The sequence below is a fragment of the Streptomyces sp. NPDC005017 genome (assembly GCF_042873115.1).
Classification (GTDB): domain Bacteria; phylum Actinomycetota; class Actinomycetes; order Streptomycetales; family Streptomycetaceae; genus Streptomyces.
Map to the genome: position 1 here is coordinate 111,174 of NZ_JBIALD010000022.1, position 19,306 is coordinate 130,479.

Consider the following 19,306-nt stretch of genomic DNA (forward strand, 5'->3'; position numbering starts at 1 on the left):
GGACCCGAGTGACCATGCAGCCGCACGCCGGTGCCGACGCCCCCGCCCGGGCCGCGCTCCCCACCACCGCCGGCACGGACCCGGACGATGCGGGGCCCGTCACCGGGGAGCCGTACGCCATCAGTACCCGCGCACTGGTCAAGAACTACCCAGGCCCGGACGGCGGTGTCACTCCCGCCGTGCGCGGCCTCGACCTCGACGTGCACCAAGGCGAGACCTTCGCTTTTCTCGGCCCCAACGGCGCCGGGAAGTCCACGACCATCGCCCTCCTGTGCGCCCTGGCCCGCCCCACCTCCGGAGCGGCCACGGTGGCCGGCGCCGACGTGCTCACCCACCCCGACCAGGTCCGCCGTCGGGTCGGCATGCTCTTCCAGCACAGCGCACTGGACACGGAACTGACGGCTCAGCAGAATCTGCGGATCCATGCCCGGCTCTACGGCATGAGCCGCCGCGACGCCCACCGACGCACCACTGAGACCCTCCAGGCCGTCGGCCTCGACGACCGGCGGCGCTCCCCGGTCCGCACCCTCTCCGGAGGCATGCGCCGCCGCCTCGAACTCGCCCGTGGCCTGCTCCACGAACCGCGCGTCCTCTTCCTGGACGAGCCGACCACCGGACTCGACCCTCACGCGCGTGCCCGGGTCTGGGACCACCTTCGCCAACTGCGAGACCGGCAAGGGACCACGCTCTTCGTCACCACGCACTACCTGGACGAGGCCGAGAACTGCGACCGCCTCGCCATCATCGACAGCGGCCGCCTCGTCGCACAGGGAACACCCGCCGCCCTCAAGGCGGCGATCGGCGACGACCGGGTGGTACTGCGCACCCACGACGACGCGGCCGCCGACCGCACCGTCCGCCGCACCACGCCGCCAGGCACCCCTACGACTCTCGGCCCCGACGGAATCAGCCTGCGCCTACCCGACGGCAGCTCCTGGATCCCCCGCCTGTGCGGGGCCCTCGCCGCCGACGGCATCCCGGTCCAGGCCGCCTCGGCGACACCACCGACCCTCGACGACGTCTTCTTCCACCACACAGGCCGCAGCATCCACACCCCACGCCCCACCCCAACCCCCACCACGGCGAAGGAGGGCCCATGACCGTCCCCGCCGTCACCGCACCAGCCGGCCCCGACGGCCACGCCCACCCCGGTCCGGCGCAGCCGGCCCGTCTACGCCGGGAACTGCGTGCGATCCACGCCCTGGTCAACCGCGACCTGCTGCGCCTGTGTTCACAGCCCACCCACACCGCGCTCATGCTGATCCAGCCGGTGCTCTACCTCTTCGTCCTCGGGGGCGGCCTCGCGGCCCTGATCCCCGCCTCCACGCTCGGCGTCGGCTACCAGACCTACCTCTTCCCGGGCATGCTGATGATGACCGTCCAGACTCCGGCCATCATGGTCGGCATCCGCCTGATCACCGACCGGCAGACCGGCTACCTGCGCGAACTGCTCATGGCACCGGTCAGCCGTGCCACCCTGCTCCTGGGCAGTTGCGCAGGCGGCACCGCGGTGGCCGCCGTCCAGGGCACCGTCCTCCTCGCGCTGGGCGGCACGGTCGGTCTGCCCTACGACCCCCTGCTGCTGGCCCTGCTTCTCGCAGGCATGATCCTGGCCTCCTTCACCATCACCGCCCTCTCACTCGCCCTCGCCGTCACCCTCGGCCGCCCCGAGCTCTTCCACATGCTCCTGGGCCTGGTGATGATGCCGCTGCTCTTCCTGTCCGGCGGCTTCTTCCCCCTCGACAACCTCCCCGGCTGGGCACGCGGGCTGGCCGCCCTGAACCCCATCGCCTACGGTGTGGACCTGCTGCGCCGCTCCATCACCGTGCGGGTGCCCCAGCAGACGACCGCGGCCGGCATCGAGTGGCTCGGCCACCAGCCCCCGCTCCTCCTGGAAGCCGCCGCTCTCCTCACCGTCGGCGTCCTCACCCTCCTCTACGCCGCACGCCGCTTCAGCCGTCCCGAATGACCGCAGCCGGGCGGGCCCGCGAGCCCCGCAGCGGCCGGGGGCCGCAGGAGCGAAACCCGCCCGGCCCGCTTCACACGCTGCCAGCCCAGCATGGCCGCCGAGCCGTCAACGCGTGCAACGGCCGAGCCCTGCACCGCTCTCGGAGCAGAAGACTGGCCTGCAGCGCCGTGCCGCCGGGCTTCATGCCGCACCAGGAGTGATCTGGCGGTTTCGGTCCAGCGGCCAGCGGCCAGCGGTCAGCGGCGGGAGACGCCCGCCGAGTTCGGCCCCTGGGCCACCGTCCACGGGCGGTTTCAGGTCCGGCGCAACGCCGGTGGCTTCTCCGCTCTGCTGGAAAGCCTGATCGCCGCGGCAGCGTGCGCGGACCGGACGCATCTGTCGCTGGTCGGCGCGGACTCCACGACGGTCCGTGCCCGTCACGACGCCGCGGGAATGCGGGTGAGTGACGACCTCGGCCGTCCTTCAGGCCCGGGTGTAGCCGCCGTCGGCGAAGAGTTCGGCGCCGGTGACGAACGACGAGGCGTCCGAAGCCAGGAAGAGGGCGGCCTCGGCGATCTCCTCGGCGTCGGCCAGCCGCCCCAGTGGCACGACGGCCTCGGCGAACCGGTCGACGTCAGGCCCCGCGGCGCCCAGCAGGCCGGGGGTCCGCGTAGGTCCCGGGCTGAGCACGTTGACACGGAATCGGCGCTCACGCGACTGCCGGGCCCAGTTGTGCACAAGGTTGCTCACCGCCGCCTTCGAGGCGCTGTAGACCTCGAGTTGCTCATTGGGCCGCACGCTGTTGCTCGAGCCGACGACCAGGACGGAGGCGTTCGCCGCCAGCAGCGGAAGCGCCTTCTGAACGGTGAAAAGTGGGCCCTTGACGTTGACGGCGAGCGTCAGGTCGACGTTCGCCTCGGTGTGGGCGCCGAGCGCGGCGTCCGCGACGATTCCCGCGTTGGCCACCAGCACGTCGATGCGTCCGGCCTCCTCGCGGACTCGCGCGTAGAGCGCGTCCAGGTCGGCCAGGACCGAGACGTCGGATCGTACGCCGGTGGCCGCAGGGCCCATCTCCTTGACCGCCGCTTCGAGGCGGTCGGTGTCCCGGCCGGTCACGAAGACCCGTGCGCCCTCCCGGACGAAGCGGTGGGCGATGGCCAGCCCGATCCCGCTGGTCCCTCCGGTGATCACGGCCACCTTCTCCTGCAGCACGCCTGGCATGTCGAACCCCTTCGGTTGTGGAATGGATCGTCCATAACGTAGGCAGTAATGGACGATCGAGTCAAGAATGGGTAGGCTGCGACCATGGCGAGACCACGCGCATTCGACGAACGCCAAGTCCTGGAGCGGGCCCGGGAGCAGTTCTGGGCGACGGGCTATGCAGGAACCCGGATGGACGACATCGCCCAGGCGACCGGCCTGGGCAAGGGCAGCCTGTACGGCGCATTCGGCGACAAGGGCAAGCTGTTCCACCGCGTGTTCGGCGACTGGTGCACCGCGGTCGTCGAAGTGGCCGAAGGGCGGCTGGCAGGGGGTCCGGACGCGGAAGCATTGGCCCGACTGTCGGGATACGTGCACCTCATGGCGGAGAACACCGCCTCCGACACCGAGCACCGCGGGTGCCTGTTGGCCAAGGGTGCCGCGGAACTGGCCCAGCACGATCCGACGGTCGCCGGACGGTCGGCCGAGACCATGACGGCACTGCTGACCCTCCTGCAGACGGAGATCAGCGCCGCCCAGCGCCACGGCGACATCGATAGCGCCGCGGATCCGGAGCGGTTGGCGGCACTGCTGCTGACGGTGGTCCGCGGTATCGAGGCGGTAGGCAAGGCCGGTTTGGGCCCGGAGACGGTGCGGAACATCGCAGACACCGCACTGGCGGTCCTGCCCATGCCCGAGGGGCGGAAACGCCTCGCAACCGCACGCAGTCCGGTCCGCGAGGACTGACTTGGTGCCGTCACGGCCACATGATCCGCCGGACGGTGCCTAACGAGTAGGGCTTGGTCAGGTCGGTTGTGGTGTTGCGTGTCCTGCTGGGCCGGTGTGGCGTCGGGAGTGTGTGACTCCGGAGGAGATTGCTTTGGTGCATGGTGAGTTGGAGACGTTCGCGGCGTAGGTGTTCGAGCCCACCATGACGACAGCACACGGTCACGGGCAAGTGGTCGGGGCGGGCCCCAATGGTTCGCTGGGCGTACTTGTCGACGGCTGTGACAATCATGGCGGGGTGGGGCGGTAGCGCAGGCACAGTCGGTGTTCCTCCGGCTCCCCCGAGCCGCCCAGGCGGACCGCGGCCCGGCGTCAGGAAGAGGGCGGGCTGGCCGTCGGGGATCGTGACTGCTCGGTCCTCGAGGTGTCGCCGGAACCTCGGACCTGCCGCTTCGCTCGCGGCGCCTGTGCGTGGTGCGATGGAACGGGGGCGGAAAGGAGAGCGATCATGCCTGCAGCGAAGGGAACGAGTGTCGCCGCCTCGGTGTCGGTGCGCCCGCTGGCCGGGCCGGACCTGGACCGGGCCGACGAGATCTTCAGGATCGCCTTCGGGACGTTCCTCGGGATCCCTGAGCCGGAGACGTTCTTCGGGAGCGCCGACTATGTCCGCACCCGCTGGGCGGCCGATCCGCACGCGGCGTTCGCGGCGACCGTCGACGGCGAGATCGCCGGATCGAACTTCGCCGCCGACTGGGGCAGTGTCGGGTTCTTCGGCCCGTTGACCGTGCGTCCGGACCTGTGGGACCAGGGCATCGGCAGACGCCTCATGGAACCGGTCATGGACTGCTTCGACACCTGGGAGAACCACCATCTCGGCCTGTTCACCTTCTCGCACAGTCCCAAGCACCTCGAGCTCTACCGCCGGTACGGTTTCTGGCCCCGGTTCCTGACAGCGGTCATGAGGAAGCAGGTCGCGGCCAAGGACCCGGTCCCCGGCCGGGTGCTGTACGGGGAGCTGTCCGCCGCCGAGCGGCCCGGCGCACTGAGCCTCGGCCGGGCGCTCACGGGGGCCGTGTACGAGGGCCTGGACCTGGAGCGCGAGATCGTGGCCGTACAGGCGCAGGGGCTCGGTGACACCGTCCTCCTCGAGGGCGCCGGTTCCGGCCTCGACGGACTGGCCGTCTGCCACTGCGGAGCGGGGTCGGAGGCCGGTGAGGACGTGTGCTTCGTCAAGTTCGGCGCCGTACGCCCCGGCCCGGAGGCCGCGGACCGGTTCGAGCGGCTGCTGGACGCGTGCGAGCGGCTGGCCGTCGACAGGGGACTGGGGTACCTGGACGCCGGAATGAACCTGGCCCGCCAGGACGCCTATCGGCGCATGGCCGACCGTGGCTTCCGTACCTGGCTGCAGGGCGTGACCATGCACAGGCCCAACGAACCGGGCTACAGCCACCCGGACGCCTACGTGATCGACGACTGGCGCTGAGCCCACCACATTGCGTGGCTTCGTGGAAGGCCCGATGCCGCCAGGAGGCGACCGACACCAGGGCTCAACGCCGAAGAGCCTTTTGCGCCCAGCGGCGACCACGATTCGCCGGCGTCCGTATCTGCCGGGCCGCGCGCATGGGCGCCCGCGCTCGCCGCCTCGGTCACGTCCGCTGGTCTCATGCCCCGGAACGGGCCCGTCAGGGCCTCCCCCGTCCCTGACGGCGGAATGGCCCGCCGCTACGGGGGAGAGCGGCGGGCCATGCGTCAACCATGGCATATCCGATACCCGTACAGGCTGGTTTCACGGGTATCACGTGTATCGCGTCTTGTCGTGCGGGCGGGGCTGGCGCATTGATGTCGGCGCGGCTGGGGGCGGGGGTGTCGGCTGGTGGTCAGGGCCGGCCGACAGGGGTGTAGAGGGCGCCGCGGGTGATGGCTTCGAGTGCGATGCGTGTGTAGTGCACGAGGGGGTCGGGCAGGGCGTCGAGGGGCCACCAGCGCCATTGGGTGCAGCGGTCGGGTTCGCGTATGGCCGGCATCGGTGAGCTCATCGACCATCCGGTGGCGCAGGGAGTCGGTACTGGCGGGGTCTGCGGTGGGGGATGTCGTCACGGGAGGCCTTCCGGTCGGGCGGGTCATGCGGGGTCGGGGACGGTGGGGGAGGCGGGTTCGGGGATGGTGGGTGTGGAGGGGTTCGGGACGGGTGCGGTGGGGGCGTACTGGGCTGCCTGGGCGTGGAACATGGCGGCGTATCGGCCTTGTGCGGTGATGAGTTCGTGGTGGGTGCCGTGTTCGGTGAGGCGTCCGTGGTGCAGGACGTAGATGTGGTCGGCGTGGCGGACGCCGGACATGCGGTGGGTGACCAGGACGACGGCCCGGTCGGGGGCGGCGAGGCGGCGGATGCGGTCGAACGCTTCGATCTCGGCCTGCGGGTCGAGGGCGGAGGTGGGCTCGTCGACGATGAGGATGCTGTCGGCGTGTGCGGTGGCGCTGCGCCAGTGCGTGCGGGCGAGTCCGATCTTCTGCCATTCGCCGCCGGAGAGTTCGACGGCGCCGCGGAACATGCGGGCGAGCAGGCTGTGCAGGCCGTCGGGTAGCCGCGCGATGACCGGGGCGGCGCCGGCGTAGTCGACGGACGGCTGCAGGTCTTCCGATGTGGCGGGGTGGGCGGGGCGGCCGAGGCGGATGTTCATCGCCGCGGTCACGGGCCAGCGCTCGAAGTCCTGGGTGAGCAGACCGACCCTTTCGAAGACCTGCGCCCGGTCCAGCTTCTGGATGTCGTGCTCGCCCCAGCGCAGGGTTCCGGCCTGCGGCAGCAGCAGCCCGGACAGGATCTTCATCAGGGTGCTCTTGCCGGAGCCGTTCTCCCCCACCACGGCGGTGACCGAGCCCATGGGCAGCGTCAGCGACACCTCCTGAAGCGCGGGCGCGTCCCGGTCGGGGTAGCGGTAGGTGACCTTGTCGAGCACCACCTCGTCGATGCGCTGCGGGACGGGGGCGCCGCCGGCGGGGATGGTGCGCTGGGCGGCCTGGACGAGGAAGCGGCCGTGGTCACGGACGTACAGGGACTCCTCGTGCAGCTGGTTGATGTTCATCACCAGCGCCCCCAGACTCGCCGAACCCGCCCGCACCGCGATCACCGCGGTCCCCGCGACGGCCAGGCTCATGTGCCCGGCCGTGATCAGCCAGAACAACGCCCCGTACGTCGCGGCCATCGCCGCACCCGACAACGCGGACGCCACCCACTCCGTCAGCGCCTTGCTGGAAGCCAGGCGCTCCTGCTCACTCTCGGCGCTCTCGGCCATCCGCTCGTACCGGCCCAGCAGGAACGCGCCGACGGCGTGCAGACGGACCTCCTGCGCCGCGGTCCGCTCGGTCAGCAGGTTCCCGATCAGCCGGCTCGCCCGCACATGCTCGATCCAGCTCATCACCGACACGTACCGCTCCTGCGCCACCCGCATCGCCCCCCAGCCGCGCGGAGCCGCGATCAGGACCAGCATCGGCAGCAGCGCGGGGTGCAGCACCGCCAGCACACCCGCGGTGGCGACCAGGGAGATCAGCCCGTTCAGCGCGGCGACACACGCACCGATCATCCGACGCGCGCAGGCCGGACCGTGCTGCGCGATGTCGACGAGCCGCCGGAAGTCGGGGTCGTCGATCGCCTCCAGCTCCACACCCGCGGCAGCGGCCAGGTACTGGGTGGTGGCGGTCCGCTCGACCTTCGGCTCCAGACGCCCCGCACGCGACGTCGACCACGCCGCCAGAACGGAGTTGACGACACCGATGACGCCGGCCGCCAGCAGACCCGGTAACAGGCCGTGCAGCCGCTCCACGGCGCCGCCGTCCCCGGCGATGAGGGCGTGCATGACCGCGTTGACGGCGAGCAGGCCGAGGGCCGCGGCGATGCCCTGGCCGATCTCACTGACGCCGACGGCCAGCAGCGCGCGCCGGTCGGCCTGCCACGCCATGCGCAGGGTGGCGCCGACCAGCGCGGGCATGGAACGCAGTGCGGACGTCATGGTCAGGTCCAGGCCCGCGTGCTCGTGCTGGGACCAGCCCATGTCGTAGCGCAGCGGCCCGCCGAACAGTTCCTGCTCGGCGTCACTGACCCGGGGCTCGGCCAACTTCACCGGCTTGAAGAACCTCTTCACCAGGCGCCTCCCAGAGCGGGACCGTTCACGGACATGGGCGAGGGACTGCGGGTGGGGATGCCGATGGCGGCGGTGGGGCAGGGGCGGCAGCGGCGGGGGAGTTGTTCCGGCATCCGGATCAGCCCTTCGTGTCGTGCCGGCTCGCAACGGCGTGGTGCGGTGCCCCAACCCAGGACCCGGCGACGCCCCCGGCCGTCTGCCGGCCCAGGTTTCCGCCAGGCCCACAGGGGGTGACCAGACCGCGCACCCCCAACTGCTCGACGCCGATCCGCGCCTCCGGTGCCTTCCTCCGCTGCGCACCACCGTGCGGCACGGTCGGCAGGCCCGCCGGTCCCCATGCGGTCCTTGTCGGCGGTGTCGCGGCGCGCTGCTGTCCGTGTGTCTTGACCGAAGTCAACGCGGCTCTCCCTTCATCGCGGGCTGGGTCATGCGGTTCAACGACCCCGCCCGGATTTCGAACACCTGTGTTTCGGACGAACCCCGACCCCCGCCACACGGCGCCCGGCGGAGCATGCCCGGTGCACCGACCCTTCTCCCGCCAGGGGCACGGCTCTGCGGGGTGGTGGCCGAAACGCCGAGGGCACCGATATTCCGGCTCGCCACTCGTGCGTGCAGTGAGCGGGGGCGGCCGGGCCACCCGGCCACCCGGTCGTCCGGCAGTTCCACACCGGCCGGCACGACAGCCGCACGCACGACGGCCGAGCCCTGCGCCGCCACGAGAACGAGGCCCGCTGTGACCGCCCCGAGCAGCGCAGCGCCCGCGGTCCTGCCGTCGGCCGACGGCATCCGATGACGGCCGGTCATCGGGGTTCCCACGTGCCACGCCGGGCGACCAGTTCGACAGCCGCCCACTGAGCGGTCCATTCGCGTCCAGGCCGCAGCCCTGCTGCGGCCGCAGGACCGGTGTACCGCCGCGCACATCCGTCAGGACGCCTACGCCAGGGCGTGCGGTGTCGCGTACCAGGTCACCCACCCCGGCTCGGAGCCCTGCGGTCGCGAACCCCGGGATGCCTCTGTGATCGGGCAACCACGGGGCCAGGCTTCGGGCTTTCCGCAGCCGCGAAGCCCCCTCCCGTTCTATAGTGACGTTCCGTCACTACACGTTCCCGAGAGCACATTCACGGGAGCGGGTCGGCGGGTAGGGGGATGCCCGAACGGGGGAGGGCCGTACGTGCACAAGGGGTGGGGACTGCCACAGGGGCCGGCGCCGTCCAGGGGCGGGCGCAGGACACCCGTCCGGCATCTGATCGTCCTGGTGCCGGGAATCGGCGGCAGCGCTCTGCACCGTGTGGACGGTACGCCCCTGTGGGCCGTCGACCCGGCCGCCGCCCGCCGCCCGATTCGCTCCTTCCGCGAACTCGCCGCCCCCGGGGACCGGTTGCTCGACCCCGGCTACGACGACGGCGTACGCGCCACGAAGCTGATGGCGCTCCCGGTGCCGGGCCTCACCCGGCTGGTCGGCGGCTACCGCGACCTGCGCCGGACCCTCTTCCGCCGCTTCGACCTGGCCGAAGGGCAGACGTTCACCGAGTTCCCTTATGACTGGCGGCGCCCGGCCGTCCACAACGCCGCGCTGCTCGACCGTCACATCTGCGACAGGCTCACCCGGTTGCGCCGCAGGTACCCCGGCGCCGAGGTCGTCCTCGTCGCCCACAGCATGGGCGGCCTGGTCGCCCGCGAATACCTGGAGCGCCACGACCAGCACCGGACCGTGCGAGCCCTCATCACGCTCGGCACGCCGTTCCGCGGAGCCGTGAAGGCGCTCGACTTCATGGTCAACGGCCCAAAGGTGGCAAAGGTGCGCTTCGCCTCCCTCGCCGAGGAGTTCGGCAGGCTGCCCGCGCTCTACGAACTGCTGCCGCTGTACCCGTTCATCCGCCTGGGCACGGCACCGGACGCCCCGCTCGCCGGGATCGAGGCCGTTCAGCACCTGCTCCCACCCGGCGCGGACGAACACGTGGCGCGGGCGGCGGCCTTCCTCGACCGCCTCAACCAGAGCGAACGCCCCACCGTGACCCGCCCGTTCTTGGGGTTCGGCGCCCCGACGCCGCAACAGGCGGTGCTGTCCGGCTCGCGGCTCACCGTCATGCGGGGCAGCCACCTCCTGCCGAGCGCCCACGCGGCCTGGGACGGTGACGGCACCGTCCCCCTCGTGTCCGCCACCCCGCGCAGCGGCGAGGCCCTGCGCCTGCCCTCCACCCCGCTGAACCAGACGCACGCCGGCCTGGTGACCGGCCGCGACACCCTCCAGAGCCTCCTCATCCAGATCGCGGGTCTCGTACGGGAGGGCCAGATACTCGACCGGGGCCGCCTCGTGAAGCAGAGCACGGCCGCCGGGACGGACGACGCCCCGTCCGCCGCCGGTGCCGTACCCGCGTCCGCCGCCCCGCCCCGCGCCGACTCCGCGCTGTGCCTGGACGTCGAGGACTGGTACGACACCGACGAGCCGCTCTGTATATCCGGACGCGCCCCGGCGCACGCGGGCTCCCCGCTCTGGTACCGCCTCGACGACGCGGACCCCGCCGAACTCCCGGTCGAGGACGACGGCACCTTCACGATCCGCGCCGGCCGTCCGGCCGAGGGCGTCCAGCGGCTGGACGTGCTGACCGCGCCCGACGGTGACGTCCTGCTCACCGAAGTCATCGAGGCGGCCTGATGGCCGGAGCCGAACAGTGGATGCTCGTCGGGGACGAACTGAGCACGATCGACCGGCTGGTGTACATGGTCGTGACGACCCCCTTCCGGGGTCGCGCCGACCTCGTCCCCGCCGACGCCGCGGCGCTGCGCGCAGCCGACGCGGCCGACGGCAAAGGGGCATGCCGAGGCCAGGAGAGCACCACCGAGGCGCTCTACACGCTGCTCGCCGCGCACGGGCTCAAGTACGACCGGCCCCCCAGCGACGCGGCCGGTTTCGACCGGCAGAAGGTCCGGCAGCCGCGGGAGGTGTTCGAGGGCGGCCGGGGCGACTGCCTCGACCTGGCCCTGATCTTCTGCGCAACGGCACTGGAGGCACACCTGTGCCCCGTCCTCGCCGTCATGCTGAGACCGGACCACAACCGCCACGCCGTGGTACTGATCGCCCCGGAGGCGTCCGACACGCCCTGCACCGAGCCCGACGGCAGCCTGGACCACGGCGCCGGCACGGCCGACGAACTGGGTCTGACCGAACTCCGCGCGCGCGGCTGGATCGCCGTCGACGTCACCCTCGCCACCGAGGACCTGGGACCGGCCAGCTACGCCCAGGCCCGCGAGACGGCCTGGGCCGAACTGGAGTCGGCGAAGGAGATCCGGACCCTGGACATCGCCCGACGCCAGAGCGCGGGCGCCGACCCCTTCGACGCGGACGAACTGCCGCCCCCCGGCGCCCGGGTGGAGTCCTCCTCGCTGCGGGAGGCCTACGCGGCGCGCCTGGCCGCCGCGGGGGTCGTGCCGACCGCCTGGAACGCCGCCGGACTGGAGGCCGCCCGGTCGCGCCACCGCGCCGAGCAGCCGGCGCCGAGCCCGGCCGGTGACCTCCTCGACGCGCTGTGCTCGGGGCTGCGCGCCCGCCCCGTGTTCGACTCGGTGGGCGGCGAGGAGCTGAGCCTGGCCGCGTTACGGCCCCTGTACGCCGAGCACGTCGGCCAGGCTCCCCGGGGCGCCGCCTCCGCCGACGGACTCCTCGTGCTGGCCGCCTCCGCGGGCATCGCCGAGTCCCGCACGGAGGACCGGCGCGACGTCGGCCCGCTCGCCCGCTTCCTCCTCGCCGTCGCCGGCCAGGCCGTCGAGCCACAGGACATCGACCTCGCGAGCGGCCTGTACGCCCTGCTGGACGGCTGGATCACCGGTGCCGCCGGACTGCTCAGGGAGGACGCCCACCGCTACCTCGACGACGAGGTGCGGCGCAGAACGTGGGCCCTGCTGGAACTCACCGGCCCCGTACGGGCGTCCGGTACGGCCGCCGCGGTGGGCGGGCCGACCTGGCCCGAGCGCGTCGTCGTCGACCTGGTCGACCCGCAGGGAAACGTCCGCACCAGGAACTTTCCCTGTGCGGAACCCTCCGAGGAGGGCCTGCGCGACGCGCTGCGGCAGGCCACGTCCGTGTTCCTGCCCCGGCGGGGCGTCACCGTCGACGTCGTCGCGCCCCGCGAATGGCTCGACGCCGGAATCCAGCACTGGGAGGTCGTGGAGGCGGGCGGCGTGTGGGACCCCATGACCCGCGACCTCCAGCCGCGGATGCGCTGGTCGGGATTCCGCCACGACCGGCTCCGCGACCGCCTCGACACCCGTCTGAAGAAGGCGGACTGGCACGGCCCCGCGGCGGTGCTCCCCGAAGCCGCCGCCCGCGACCGCGGATCGACGGCCGCCTGGCTCGACGACCCGTCGGCCGGACCCGGCCCGTCCCCCTACCTGATCGGCTGCCCGCCCTCCGGCGGCGGCGACCCGTTGGACGCGCTCCTCACCGAAGGGTGCGGTTTCATCGTCTGGTTCACGACCCATCACGAGGAGACGGCCTTGCAGGAGGCATGCGTGCAGAGCGACGGCGCGGGGAGCCAGGGGGAGCGGCGCACCAGCCTGCCGCGCCACCTCACGGAGCGCCTGGACAGCCGGCGGGCGGCCGTCATCTGGAACGATCCGCAGGGCCGTGACGGATTCCCCCTGCCGCGCCCCCGACGCGCCGGCACCCTGCGTCAAGGAGGTGGCCGATGAGCTGGGACCTGTTCGTCGGAGACGGCAAGCCCCATCGAGCCCGCGAGGACGAGGAGGCGTGGCGCCGCATCCCCGATCCGCCGCGGTGGCGCACCCAGAGCCCCACCGAGCCGCCCGTCTTCGACCTTCCCGACGGCCTGACCGTCGCCGTGAACGCGGCCCTGCACCTGCGCCGCCCGCTGCTGCTGACCGGCGCACCCGGCTCCGGCAAGTCGACCCTGGCCCGCCTCCTCGCCCACGAACTCGAACTGGGCACGCTGCTGCGCTGGCACATCACCTCCAAGAGCACGCTGACGGACGCCCTGTACCAGTACGACGCGCTGGGCCGACTCCACGCGGTCCAGGCCCGGCAGGCCGCGCCGACCGCAGCCGCGCCGACCGCACCCGGGGCGGCACCGGACCCACAGGCCGCGACCTCACCCGGCGGGACGTCGGCCGTACCCGCCAAAACGCCGACCGCACCCGGCAAGGAGTCGGCCGCACAGACGTCGGCCGCACCCGGTAAGGCTCCAGCCGCATCCGGAAAGACATCAGCCGTGTCCGGCAGGACGCCGGCCGTCCCTGACAAGACACCGGCCGGATCCGACAAGACACCGGTCGCCCCCAGTTCCGCCCCCGCGCGGCCGGAACAGAACGACACGAGCGCCGCCGACGTGGCCCGCTTCGTCACACTCGGACCCCTCGGCACCGCGCTGGCCTCCTCCCGGCCCCGAGCCCTCCTCATCGACGAGATCGACAAGAGCGACCTCGACCTGCCCGGCGACCTGCTCGACGTCATGGAGAACGGACACTTCACCGTCCCCGTGCTGGCCAGAGCCGCCGACGGCCCATACCGGGTGCGCGGCTCCGACCAGGACACGTACACCATCCCCGAGGACGGCACCGTACGGCTCCCGCTGGAGCACTTCCCGGTCATCGTCCTCACCAGCAACCGCGAACGCACCTTCCCCGCGCCCTTCCTCCGCCGGTGCGTGCGCTTCGAGATGCCCGCGGTCACCGAGCCGGCGCTCAGCCGTATCGTGGCCGCCCACCTGACCGACGGCGACCCCGCCACCGCCGAGAGCGAGACCATCGCCGAGTTCGCCCGCCGCGTCGAGGGCGGTGACCAACTCGCCGTGAACCAGCTCCTGGAGTTCGTCTACCTGGTCTCGGCGGCCGACCCCTCCGCACGGGACGAACTCAAGAAGACCATCCTCCGGGACCTGGGCGACGCATGACCGACAGGCTGGTGGCGGCTCTCACGACGGGCACGGGCCTGACGGCCGACGAGGTCCTCGACGTCCTCCTGCTGTGCGCGCGCCGCCCCCTGCCCCCCGAGGAGCCGGAGCCGGACACCGCGCGGCCTCCCGACGCCCCCGCGTCGGCCGGAGGCCCCGCCGTCCCGCCCGCGCCACCCATCGCACCGGCCCCCCTACCGGCCCCCGCCCCCGAACTGCGCCTGCCCGCCGAACACACCGAGACCAGGGCCACCGCCCCGGCGGCACGTGTCAGCCTCGACGCGCCCTCACCGATCAGCGACCCCCTGGCCGTGCCGCGCGCGCTGCGCCGGTTCCGCCGGGTCCGCACACCCGGCACCTGCCTCGGCATCGACATCGAGGCGACCGTCGAGGCCACCGCGGAGGCGGACGGCCGCCTCGTCCTCGTCCACGCCCCCGTACAGGAACACGCCCTCGACGTCGTCCTGGTCGCCGACGACAGCCTCAGCACCCGCATCTGGGACGACACCCTCGACGCGTTCGCCCGGCTCCTCGCGCAGTCGGGTGCCTTCCGCCGGGTGAGCCGCTGCCGCCTCGTCGCCACCGGAAAGGGTCCCCGGCTGCGGGACGCCCACGGCGTGCTCCACCCGCCCCGCTCCATCGTCGACCCCTCCGGTCGCCGTGTGGTCCTCGTCGCCACGGACGCCGCCACGGAGCCCTGGTACCACCCGCCGCAGTGGAAGGCACTAGCGACCTGGTGCCGTCGTATGCCCACCGCGATTGTCCAACTGCTGCCCGCCCACTACTGGGCCGGGACCGCCATCGGCGATCCGTATCTCGCCGTGCGCGCACGGCGGCCCGCGGACCCCAACCAGCACTACGAGAGCCGCCTCGCCTGGTGGGCGGACCCGCCGCGGGGCGCCCCCCTGCCCGTCGTGACGCTGGCACCCGAGTCCCTGGACCACTGGGTGGCCGCCGTCGTCGACGCGGTGGCCTGGACCGACGCGATCTCCGTGGACCCGCCCGACGACCACCACGCGCCGTCCCGCGCCGACACCAGCGACCCGCAGGCCCTGGTCAACGCGTTCCGGGCCGTGGCCTCCGACGGCGCGGAACGCCTCGCGCACGCCCTCGCTCTCGCCCCCGTCCTGTCGATCCCCCTGATGCGCGTCCTCCAGGAAGCCCTGACCGGGACGACGAAGACCGAGGAACTGGCCGAGGTCCTGGCGGCGGGCCTGCTGCGCCCGACCGGAGGCCAGGGCAGCGGCCGCGTCCGCTTCCACGAAGGCGTCGCCGAACTCCTCGCGCGCGGTACGACGGCACTCGACGAGTGGGACGCCTACGACGCCGTCTCCCGCTACCTGGAGAAGCGGGGCCACGCCCCCGGACCCCTGCGCGCGCTCGTCCCCGACCCCCACGGCGCGGCGCTCCTCGACGCCGACGACCTGCCCTTCGCGAAACTGCGCGACAGGCTCGCCCGGCGCTTCACCTCGTCCGTCGCCCGAGAGAACGACGGCGACGCCGCACGGGCGGGCGGGGAGCCGGACTCCCGTGGGAGCCGCGCCGAAGACACCGGCCGCGGCCCGCGGGCCGACGACCGCACGAGCGGCGCCCCCCGGCGAGGCCCGGTCGTCGTGGGGACCGTCCCCGCCTCCGCCGCGCACTTCCAGGCACGCCCCCGCACCCGCGCCGACATCGACCGGCCGGTGACCCTCGCCACGGCCGTCCGCTCGCAGATCCTGTACGGACCCCCCGGCGTCGGCAAGACCCAGCTCGTGGCCGCCTACGCCCGCGAGGCCGTGGCCGAGGGAGCCGACCTGGTCCTCTGGGTGAACGCCACCGACACCCAGGCCGTCATCTCCGCCTACGCGCACGCGGCACGGATCGGCGGCGTCCTGCCCGGCGAGCCCGCCAGCACCCACGCCGACGCCCGCGCCTTCCTGGACTGGCTCGCTACCACGGACGACCGATGGCTGGTCGTCCTCGACGACATCCTGGGTCTCTCCGCCCTGGAGGAGTGGTGGCCCCGACCCGCCCTGGAGGGCAGGGGCCGCGTCCTGGCCACCAGCCGCACCAGGGGCACCTCCACGCCCCTGAACCGCGATGCCGAGGAGCGCGCCTCCTTCGTGGAGATCGGCCCCTTCGACTCCCGGGAGGCGATCCGGTATCTGCGGACCGCGCTGCAACCGCGGGCCGACGACCGGACGAGCCGACAGGAGGCCGCCGGACTCGCCTCCCGTCTGGGGTTCCTGCCGCTGGCGCTGGCCCAGGCCGCGGCCTACATGACGAACCGGAACGTCTCGTACGCCCGGTATCTGGAGGAGTTCGACCGCCGCCACATCACCACCGACGCTCTTTCGGCGGACCGGTCTCCTCACGCAGTGGTGAGGAGGACCGTGGAGATGCTCCTGGACGCCGTATGGGAGCAGGGGAAGCGGGAGGACACCCAAAGGCATGCCCTCCTACGCCTGTTCACCGTCCTGGACCCCGCCGGGCATCCGGCCGCGTTGTGGGAGACGAGGGCGCTCGCCAGGCAGCTCTACTTCATCGAGCCGCCCGCACGCGTTCGGGCGCTTGTCGAGGGCAGCCTGCGCGTACTGGAGCAGTACGCACTGCTCGACCATTTCCCGGCCGACCGCGTGCGCACCGTCCGGCTCCACCCCCTCACCGCGGAGATGATCCGGGAGGACGGCACCACCGACTACGGGCCGGAGGTGGCCGCCATCGCCGCCACCTCTCTCGCTGAACTGTGGTCCGACGACACCGCACGCCGGGATCCCGAACTGGTCGCCGTGCTGCGCGCGAACGTGGACGCCCTCAGGAAGGCCGAGAGCGCCACCCTGTGGGAGTCCGGCCATCACGACGTCCTCCTCATGGCGGGGCACAGCCTGCTGGACTCCGGCCTCTACACGGCCGCGGTGCCCTGGTGGTCGGAACTGTGGCGGCAGGCGACGGAGTTCCTGGGCCCCGATGACAGGGTCACGGCCGAGGTGCGCGCCGATCTGGTCCGCTCCCAGCGTCTGTGCGGGCGGCTCGCCGAGGCAGTCGAGTCCGGCGACGAGCTCGTGGCTCACTGCGACCGGGTCTTCGGCCGCCACCACCCCGCGTCGCTGCGTGCCCGACGCGAACTCGCCGCGGTCTACGGAGACAGCGGCTTCCACGCCCAGGCCCTCGCCGTCATCGAGGAGGTCGCCTCGGACAGCGAGCGGGTACTCGGCCGCGATCACCCCGACACACTCGCCGCACGACGCGGCCTCGCCGACGCCTACCGTGCCGTCGGGCGATACGAGGAGGCCGTGGCCGTCGGAGAGGAATCCCTCGCGACCGGCCACCGGGTGCTCGGCCCCGACCACCCGGACAACATCTCGCAAGTGACCAACCTCGCGATCAGCCACCGTTCGGCGGGCCACAGTGTCCAGGCCGCGGACATCGGCGCGATCGCCGTCGGCAGCAGCCACCGGAACTTCGGCCCCGATCACATCGCGACCCTCACCGCGCGCCGCGAACTCGGCGAGACGTACCGGACGGCGGGCCGCGTCGATGAGGCACTGGCCGTCGCCGAGGAAGTGCTCACGGACGCCGTCCGGCTGCTCGGCGACGAGCATCCGTTCACCGTGGACACGCGGCTGAACCTCGTGCTCGCCCTGCACGCGGCGGGCCGAGGAGCCGAGGCCGCCGAACTCGGTATGCGTGTACTGGCCGACAGCACACGGCTGTTCGGGGGCGACGCTCCCCGGACGATCCGGGCGAGAGAGACGCTCACGGCGTTGCGGCAGCCGTCGCGGCCGGTGGGAGAGAACGCGGCCTCTCCGGATGCCGCCGACCCGGGCAGGCCCGGCCTCGCGGAACGGGACGACCCGCGGTCGGGTTCGCCCCGCACACGTCCAGCAGTACCCGTCACGCCCCCGGACACAGCACCCGACTCCGCCACGTCGGCCGCCCGCCCCCCGCACCGCTCGCGCTACTTCGCGGAGGACGCCGAAGAACGCGAGACGTCTGACGCTGCCGGCCGGCGACCAGTGCCTGACGGACAGGCGTCACCTGCCGCGCAGACGGACGGCCCTGAGGCCTCTCAGCGGCCGACGGGTCAGGTCCCGCCCGAGTCGGTGATCACAGTCTGGGGCGCCAGGGGCAGCGGGAAGACAAGCCTGCTGGCCGCTCTGCCCCGGGCCGTTCAGGATCCCCGGTACGGCATGTGGTCCCTGTCCCCCGAGGACGAGGCGTCCGATGCCGTGCTCGGCAGGTTGACGGACACCTTTCACCAGAACCGTACGTTCCCCGAAGCGACCGTCAGACCGAAGGGTCCGCTCCGCTTCCGGCTGACCGGGGATCTCAGCGGTACCCCCTTCTCGCGGGCCAGGCCCAGGTTCCTTCGGCGGAAGATCGACCGAGCCCAGGATCTGACCGAGTTCCAGATCAGCGTGCGCGACATGCCCGGAGAGGCGTTCGACCTGCGCTCGGACCCCGGTAAGACGTACGGAGACGAACTGATCAGGGATCTGAGCGACTCCCGGGCCATGATCTACGTCGTCGACCCGGTCCGCGAGTGGCTGGCCGACAGCGGCGGCGGCCCCCTGGCTCAGGACATCGCCAAGGAGCAGGCCGACTTCTTCAGCGGGGTTCTGCGCCGGGTGGCCACCGCGGTCCACATCCGAGGGGACCGCCAGGGCAACCACCTGCCGTACAGCATCGCCGTGTGCATCACCAAGTTCGACGACGACCGCATCTTCCAACTAGCCTGTGAACAGGGAAATGTCAGGGTCAACCCGCGTACGGGGCAGCCCGAGGTCGTCGACGCCCGGCAGCTCTACGACGGCCTCTGTCGCGCCCTCCCGCGGAGCGGTCTGCCCGAGATCCGGGACCTCGTCGGACGGTATTTCGAGCCGGAGCGCGTGGGCTACTTCGCCTGCTCCGCCGTCGGGTTCTTGGTGGATCCGGACCGGGGATTCGACCTTCACAACTGGTCCCTGATCACCCGCGTCGACGACAAGGCCCGCTTCCTGGCGGCACCCCACCCCGTGAATGTCCTGGAGCCGTTCCTCTTCCTACGGGGTTTCGACACCCTGAGCCATTGATCCGGCACCTGCGGGCGATCAAGGGGACCACTGAGGCGCGGCCCGCGTCCCGCAATGCCGCACGGCATGCGGGTGGGGAGTGGCGACGGGCCGGCTGCCGGCCCTTCAGTCCGTCGCGGGCGACGCGGCGGTGGTGCAGATGCTGCGCCAGGCGGGCCACGCCTGAGTCCAGGAGCAGCACCAGCGTGCACGTGGGACTTGTTCCGGCGACTGCATGTCACTGGCTGGGAGTCGGGCTTGTGGGGCGGTTTCGAGGCCTGTGGTGACGGTCTGCCGGGCGGAGGTGAGGGCATGGTGGGGCCTTCCCCGCCGAGGCTGGGGTGGTGGCCAGGACGC

General features: G+C 72.4%; 11 protein-coding genes and 1 pseudogene. 9 read left to right on the top strand and 3 right to left on the bottom strand.

The genetic code is table 11. The features are described 5' to 3' along the window. The first annotated feature begins 14 nt into the window (after positions 1-14). From ACFYR0_RS28430 to ACFYR0_RS28440, 3 genes and pseudogenes are all read left to right on the top strand, one after another. The gene (locus tag ACFYR0_RS28430; protein ID WP_389334022.1) at positions 15-1,100 is read left to right on the top strand and encodes an ATP-binding cassette domain-containing protein; all 1,086 of its coding nucleotides are present in this window, start codon (positions 15-17) and stop codon (positions 1,098-1,100) included. Next, positions 1,097-1,969 (top strand): ABC transporter permease, encoded by an 873-nt coding sequence (locus ACFYR0_RS28435; RefSeq protein WP_389334025.1) that lies wholly within the window; start codon positions 1,097-1,099, stop codon positions 1,967-1,969. Before ACFYR0_RS28430 ends, ACFYR0_RS28435 begins: the two co-directional genes overlap by 4 nt. Positions 1,970-2,162: 193 nt before the next feature. After that, positions 2,163-2,422, top strand: a pseudogene (locus ACFYR0_RS28440) (hypothetical protein); the annotation flags it as partial. A gap of 9 nt (positions 2,423-2,431) precedes the next feature. Here the strand turns inward: ACFYR0_RS28440 and ACFYR0_RS28445 are convergent. Then, the gene (locus ACFYR0_RS28445) at positions 2,432-3,169 is read right to left on the bottom strand and encodes an SDR family NAD(P)-dependent oxidoreductase (protein WP_389334028.1); all 738 of its coding nucleotides are present in this window, start codon (positions 3,167-3,169) and stop codon (positions 2,432-2,434) included. Positions 3,170-3,253: 84 nt separating this feature from the next. On the opposite strand from ACFYR0_RS28445, the gene ACFYR0_RS28450 reads away from it, so the two are divergent. Together ACFYR0_RS28450 and ACFYR0_RS28455 are read left to right on the top strand one after the other, a co-directional pair. Further along, a complete protein-coding gene (locus ACFYR0_RS28450) occupies positions 3,254-3,895 on the top strand; it encodes a TetR/AcrR family transcriptional regulator (RefSeq protein WP_389334031.1) in 642 nt (213 codons plus the stop codon). Between the two features lie 487 nt (positions 3,896-4,382). Next, entirely contained in the window at positions 4,383-5,357 is a 975-nt protein-coding gene (locus ACFYR0_RS28455; RefSeq protein WP_389334034.1) for a GNAT family N-acetyltransferase, read from the top strand. 394 nt (positions 5,358-5,751) lie between these two features. Here ACFYR0_RS28455 and ACFYR0_RS28460 read toward each other — a convergent pair whose 3' ends face one another. Together ACFYR0_RS28460 and ACFYR0_RS28465 are read right to left on the bottom strand one after the other, a co-directional pair. Beyond that, positions 5,752-5,898 carry a hypothetical protein gene (locus tag ACFYR0_RS28460; protein ID WP_389334037.1) on the bottom strand — a complete coding sequence of 49 codons (147 nt, stop codon included), beginning with the start codon at positions 5,896-5,898 and terminating at the stop codon, positions 5,752-5,754. Positions 5,899-5,994: 96 nt separating this feature from the next. Further along, complete coding sequence (locus tag ACFYR0_RS28465) at positions 5,995-8,010, bottom strand: ABC transporter ATP-binding protein (RefSeq protein ID WP_389334040.1); 2,016 nt, start codon at positions 8,008-8,010, stop codon at positions 5,995-5,997. 1,171 nt (positions 8,011-9,181) lie between these two features. Here ACFYR0_RS28465 and ACFYR0_RS28470 point away from each other — a divergent pair. The 4 genes from ACFYR0_RS28470 to ACFYR0_RS28485 are packed head-to-tail and all read left to right on the top strand — an operon-like array spanning position 9,182 to position 18,970. Beyond that, positions 9,182-10,666, top strand: a complete 1,485-nt coding sequence (locus ACFYR0_RS28470) for an alpha/beta fold hydrolase (RefSeq protein ID WP_389334043.1) — start codon at positions 9,182-9,184, stop codon at positions 10,664-10,666. Next, positions 10,666-12,699, top strand: a complete 2,034-nt coding sequence (locus ACFYR0_RS28475) for a hypothetical protein (RefSeq protein WP_389334046.1) — start codon at positions 10,666-10,668, stop codon at positions 12,697-12,699. Before ACFYR0_RS28470 ends, ACFYR0_RS28475 begins: the two co-directional genes overlap by 1 nt. After that, complete coding sequence (locus ACFYR0_RS28480; RefSeq protein ID WP_389334049.1) at positions 12,696-13,916, top strand: hypothetical protein; 1,221 nt, start codon at positions 12,696-12,698, stop codon at positions 13,914-13,916. The genes ACFYR0_RS28475 and ACFYR0_RS28480 overlap by 4 nt, the downstream gene beginning before the upstream one ends. Further along, entirely contained in the window at positions 13,913-18,970 is a 5,058-nt protein-coding gene (locus tag ACFYR0_RS28485) for an SAV_2336 N-terminal domain-related protein (RefSeq protein ID WP_389334052.1), read from the top strand. Before ACFYR0_RS28480 ends, ACFYR0_RS28485 begins: the two co-directional genes overlap by 4 nt. Positions 18,971-19,306 lie beyond the last annotated feature (336 nt).

What these genes read in the sequence shown, in the direction of transcription:
- ACFYR0_RS28450 (WP_389334031.1), top strand. Translation starts at nt 3,254, where the DNA reads ATGGCGAGACCACGCGCATTCGACGAACGCCAAGTCCTGGAGCGGGCC.
- ACFYR0_RS28430 (WP_389334022.1), top strand. Translation starts at nt 15, where the DNA reads ATGCAGCCGCACGCCGGTGCCGACGCCCCCGCCCGGGCCGCGCTCCCC.
- ACFYR0_RS28485 (WP_389334052.1), top strand. Translation starts at nt 13,913, where the DNA reads ATGACCGACAGGCTGGTGGCGGCTCTCACGACGGGCACGGGCCTGACG.
- ACFYR0_RS28480 (WP_389334049.1), top strand. Translation starts at nt 12,696, where the DNA reads ATGAGCTGGGACCTGTTCGTCGGAGACGGCAAGCCCCATCGAGCCCGC.
- ACFYR0_RS28475 (WP_389334046.1), top strand. Translation starts at nt 10,666, where the DNA reads ATGGCCGGAGCCGAACAGTGGATGCTCGTCGGGGACGAACTGAGCACG.
- ACFYR0_RS28445 (WP_389334028.1), bottom strand. Translation starts at nt 3,169, where the DNA reads ATGCCAGGCGTGCTGCAGGAGAAGGTGGCCGTGATCACCGGAGGGACC.
- ACFYR0_RS28460 (WP_389334037.1), bottom strand. Translation starts at nt 5,898, where the DNA reads ATGCCGGCCATACGCGAACCCGACCGCTGCACCCAATGGCGCTGGTGG.
- ACFYR0_RS28455 (WP_389334034.1), top strand. Translation starts at nt 4,383, where the DNA reads ATGCCTGCAGCGAAGGGAACGAGTGTCGCCGCCTCGGTGTCGGTGCGC.
- ACFYR0_RS28435 (WP_389334025.1), top strand. Translation starts at nt 1,097, where the DNA reads ATGACCGTCCCCGCCGTCACCGCACCAGCCGGCCCCGACGGCCACGCC.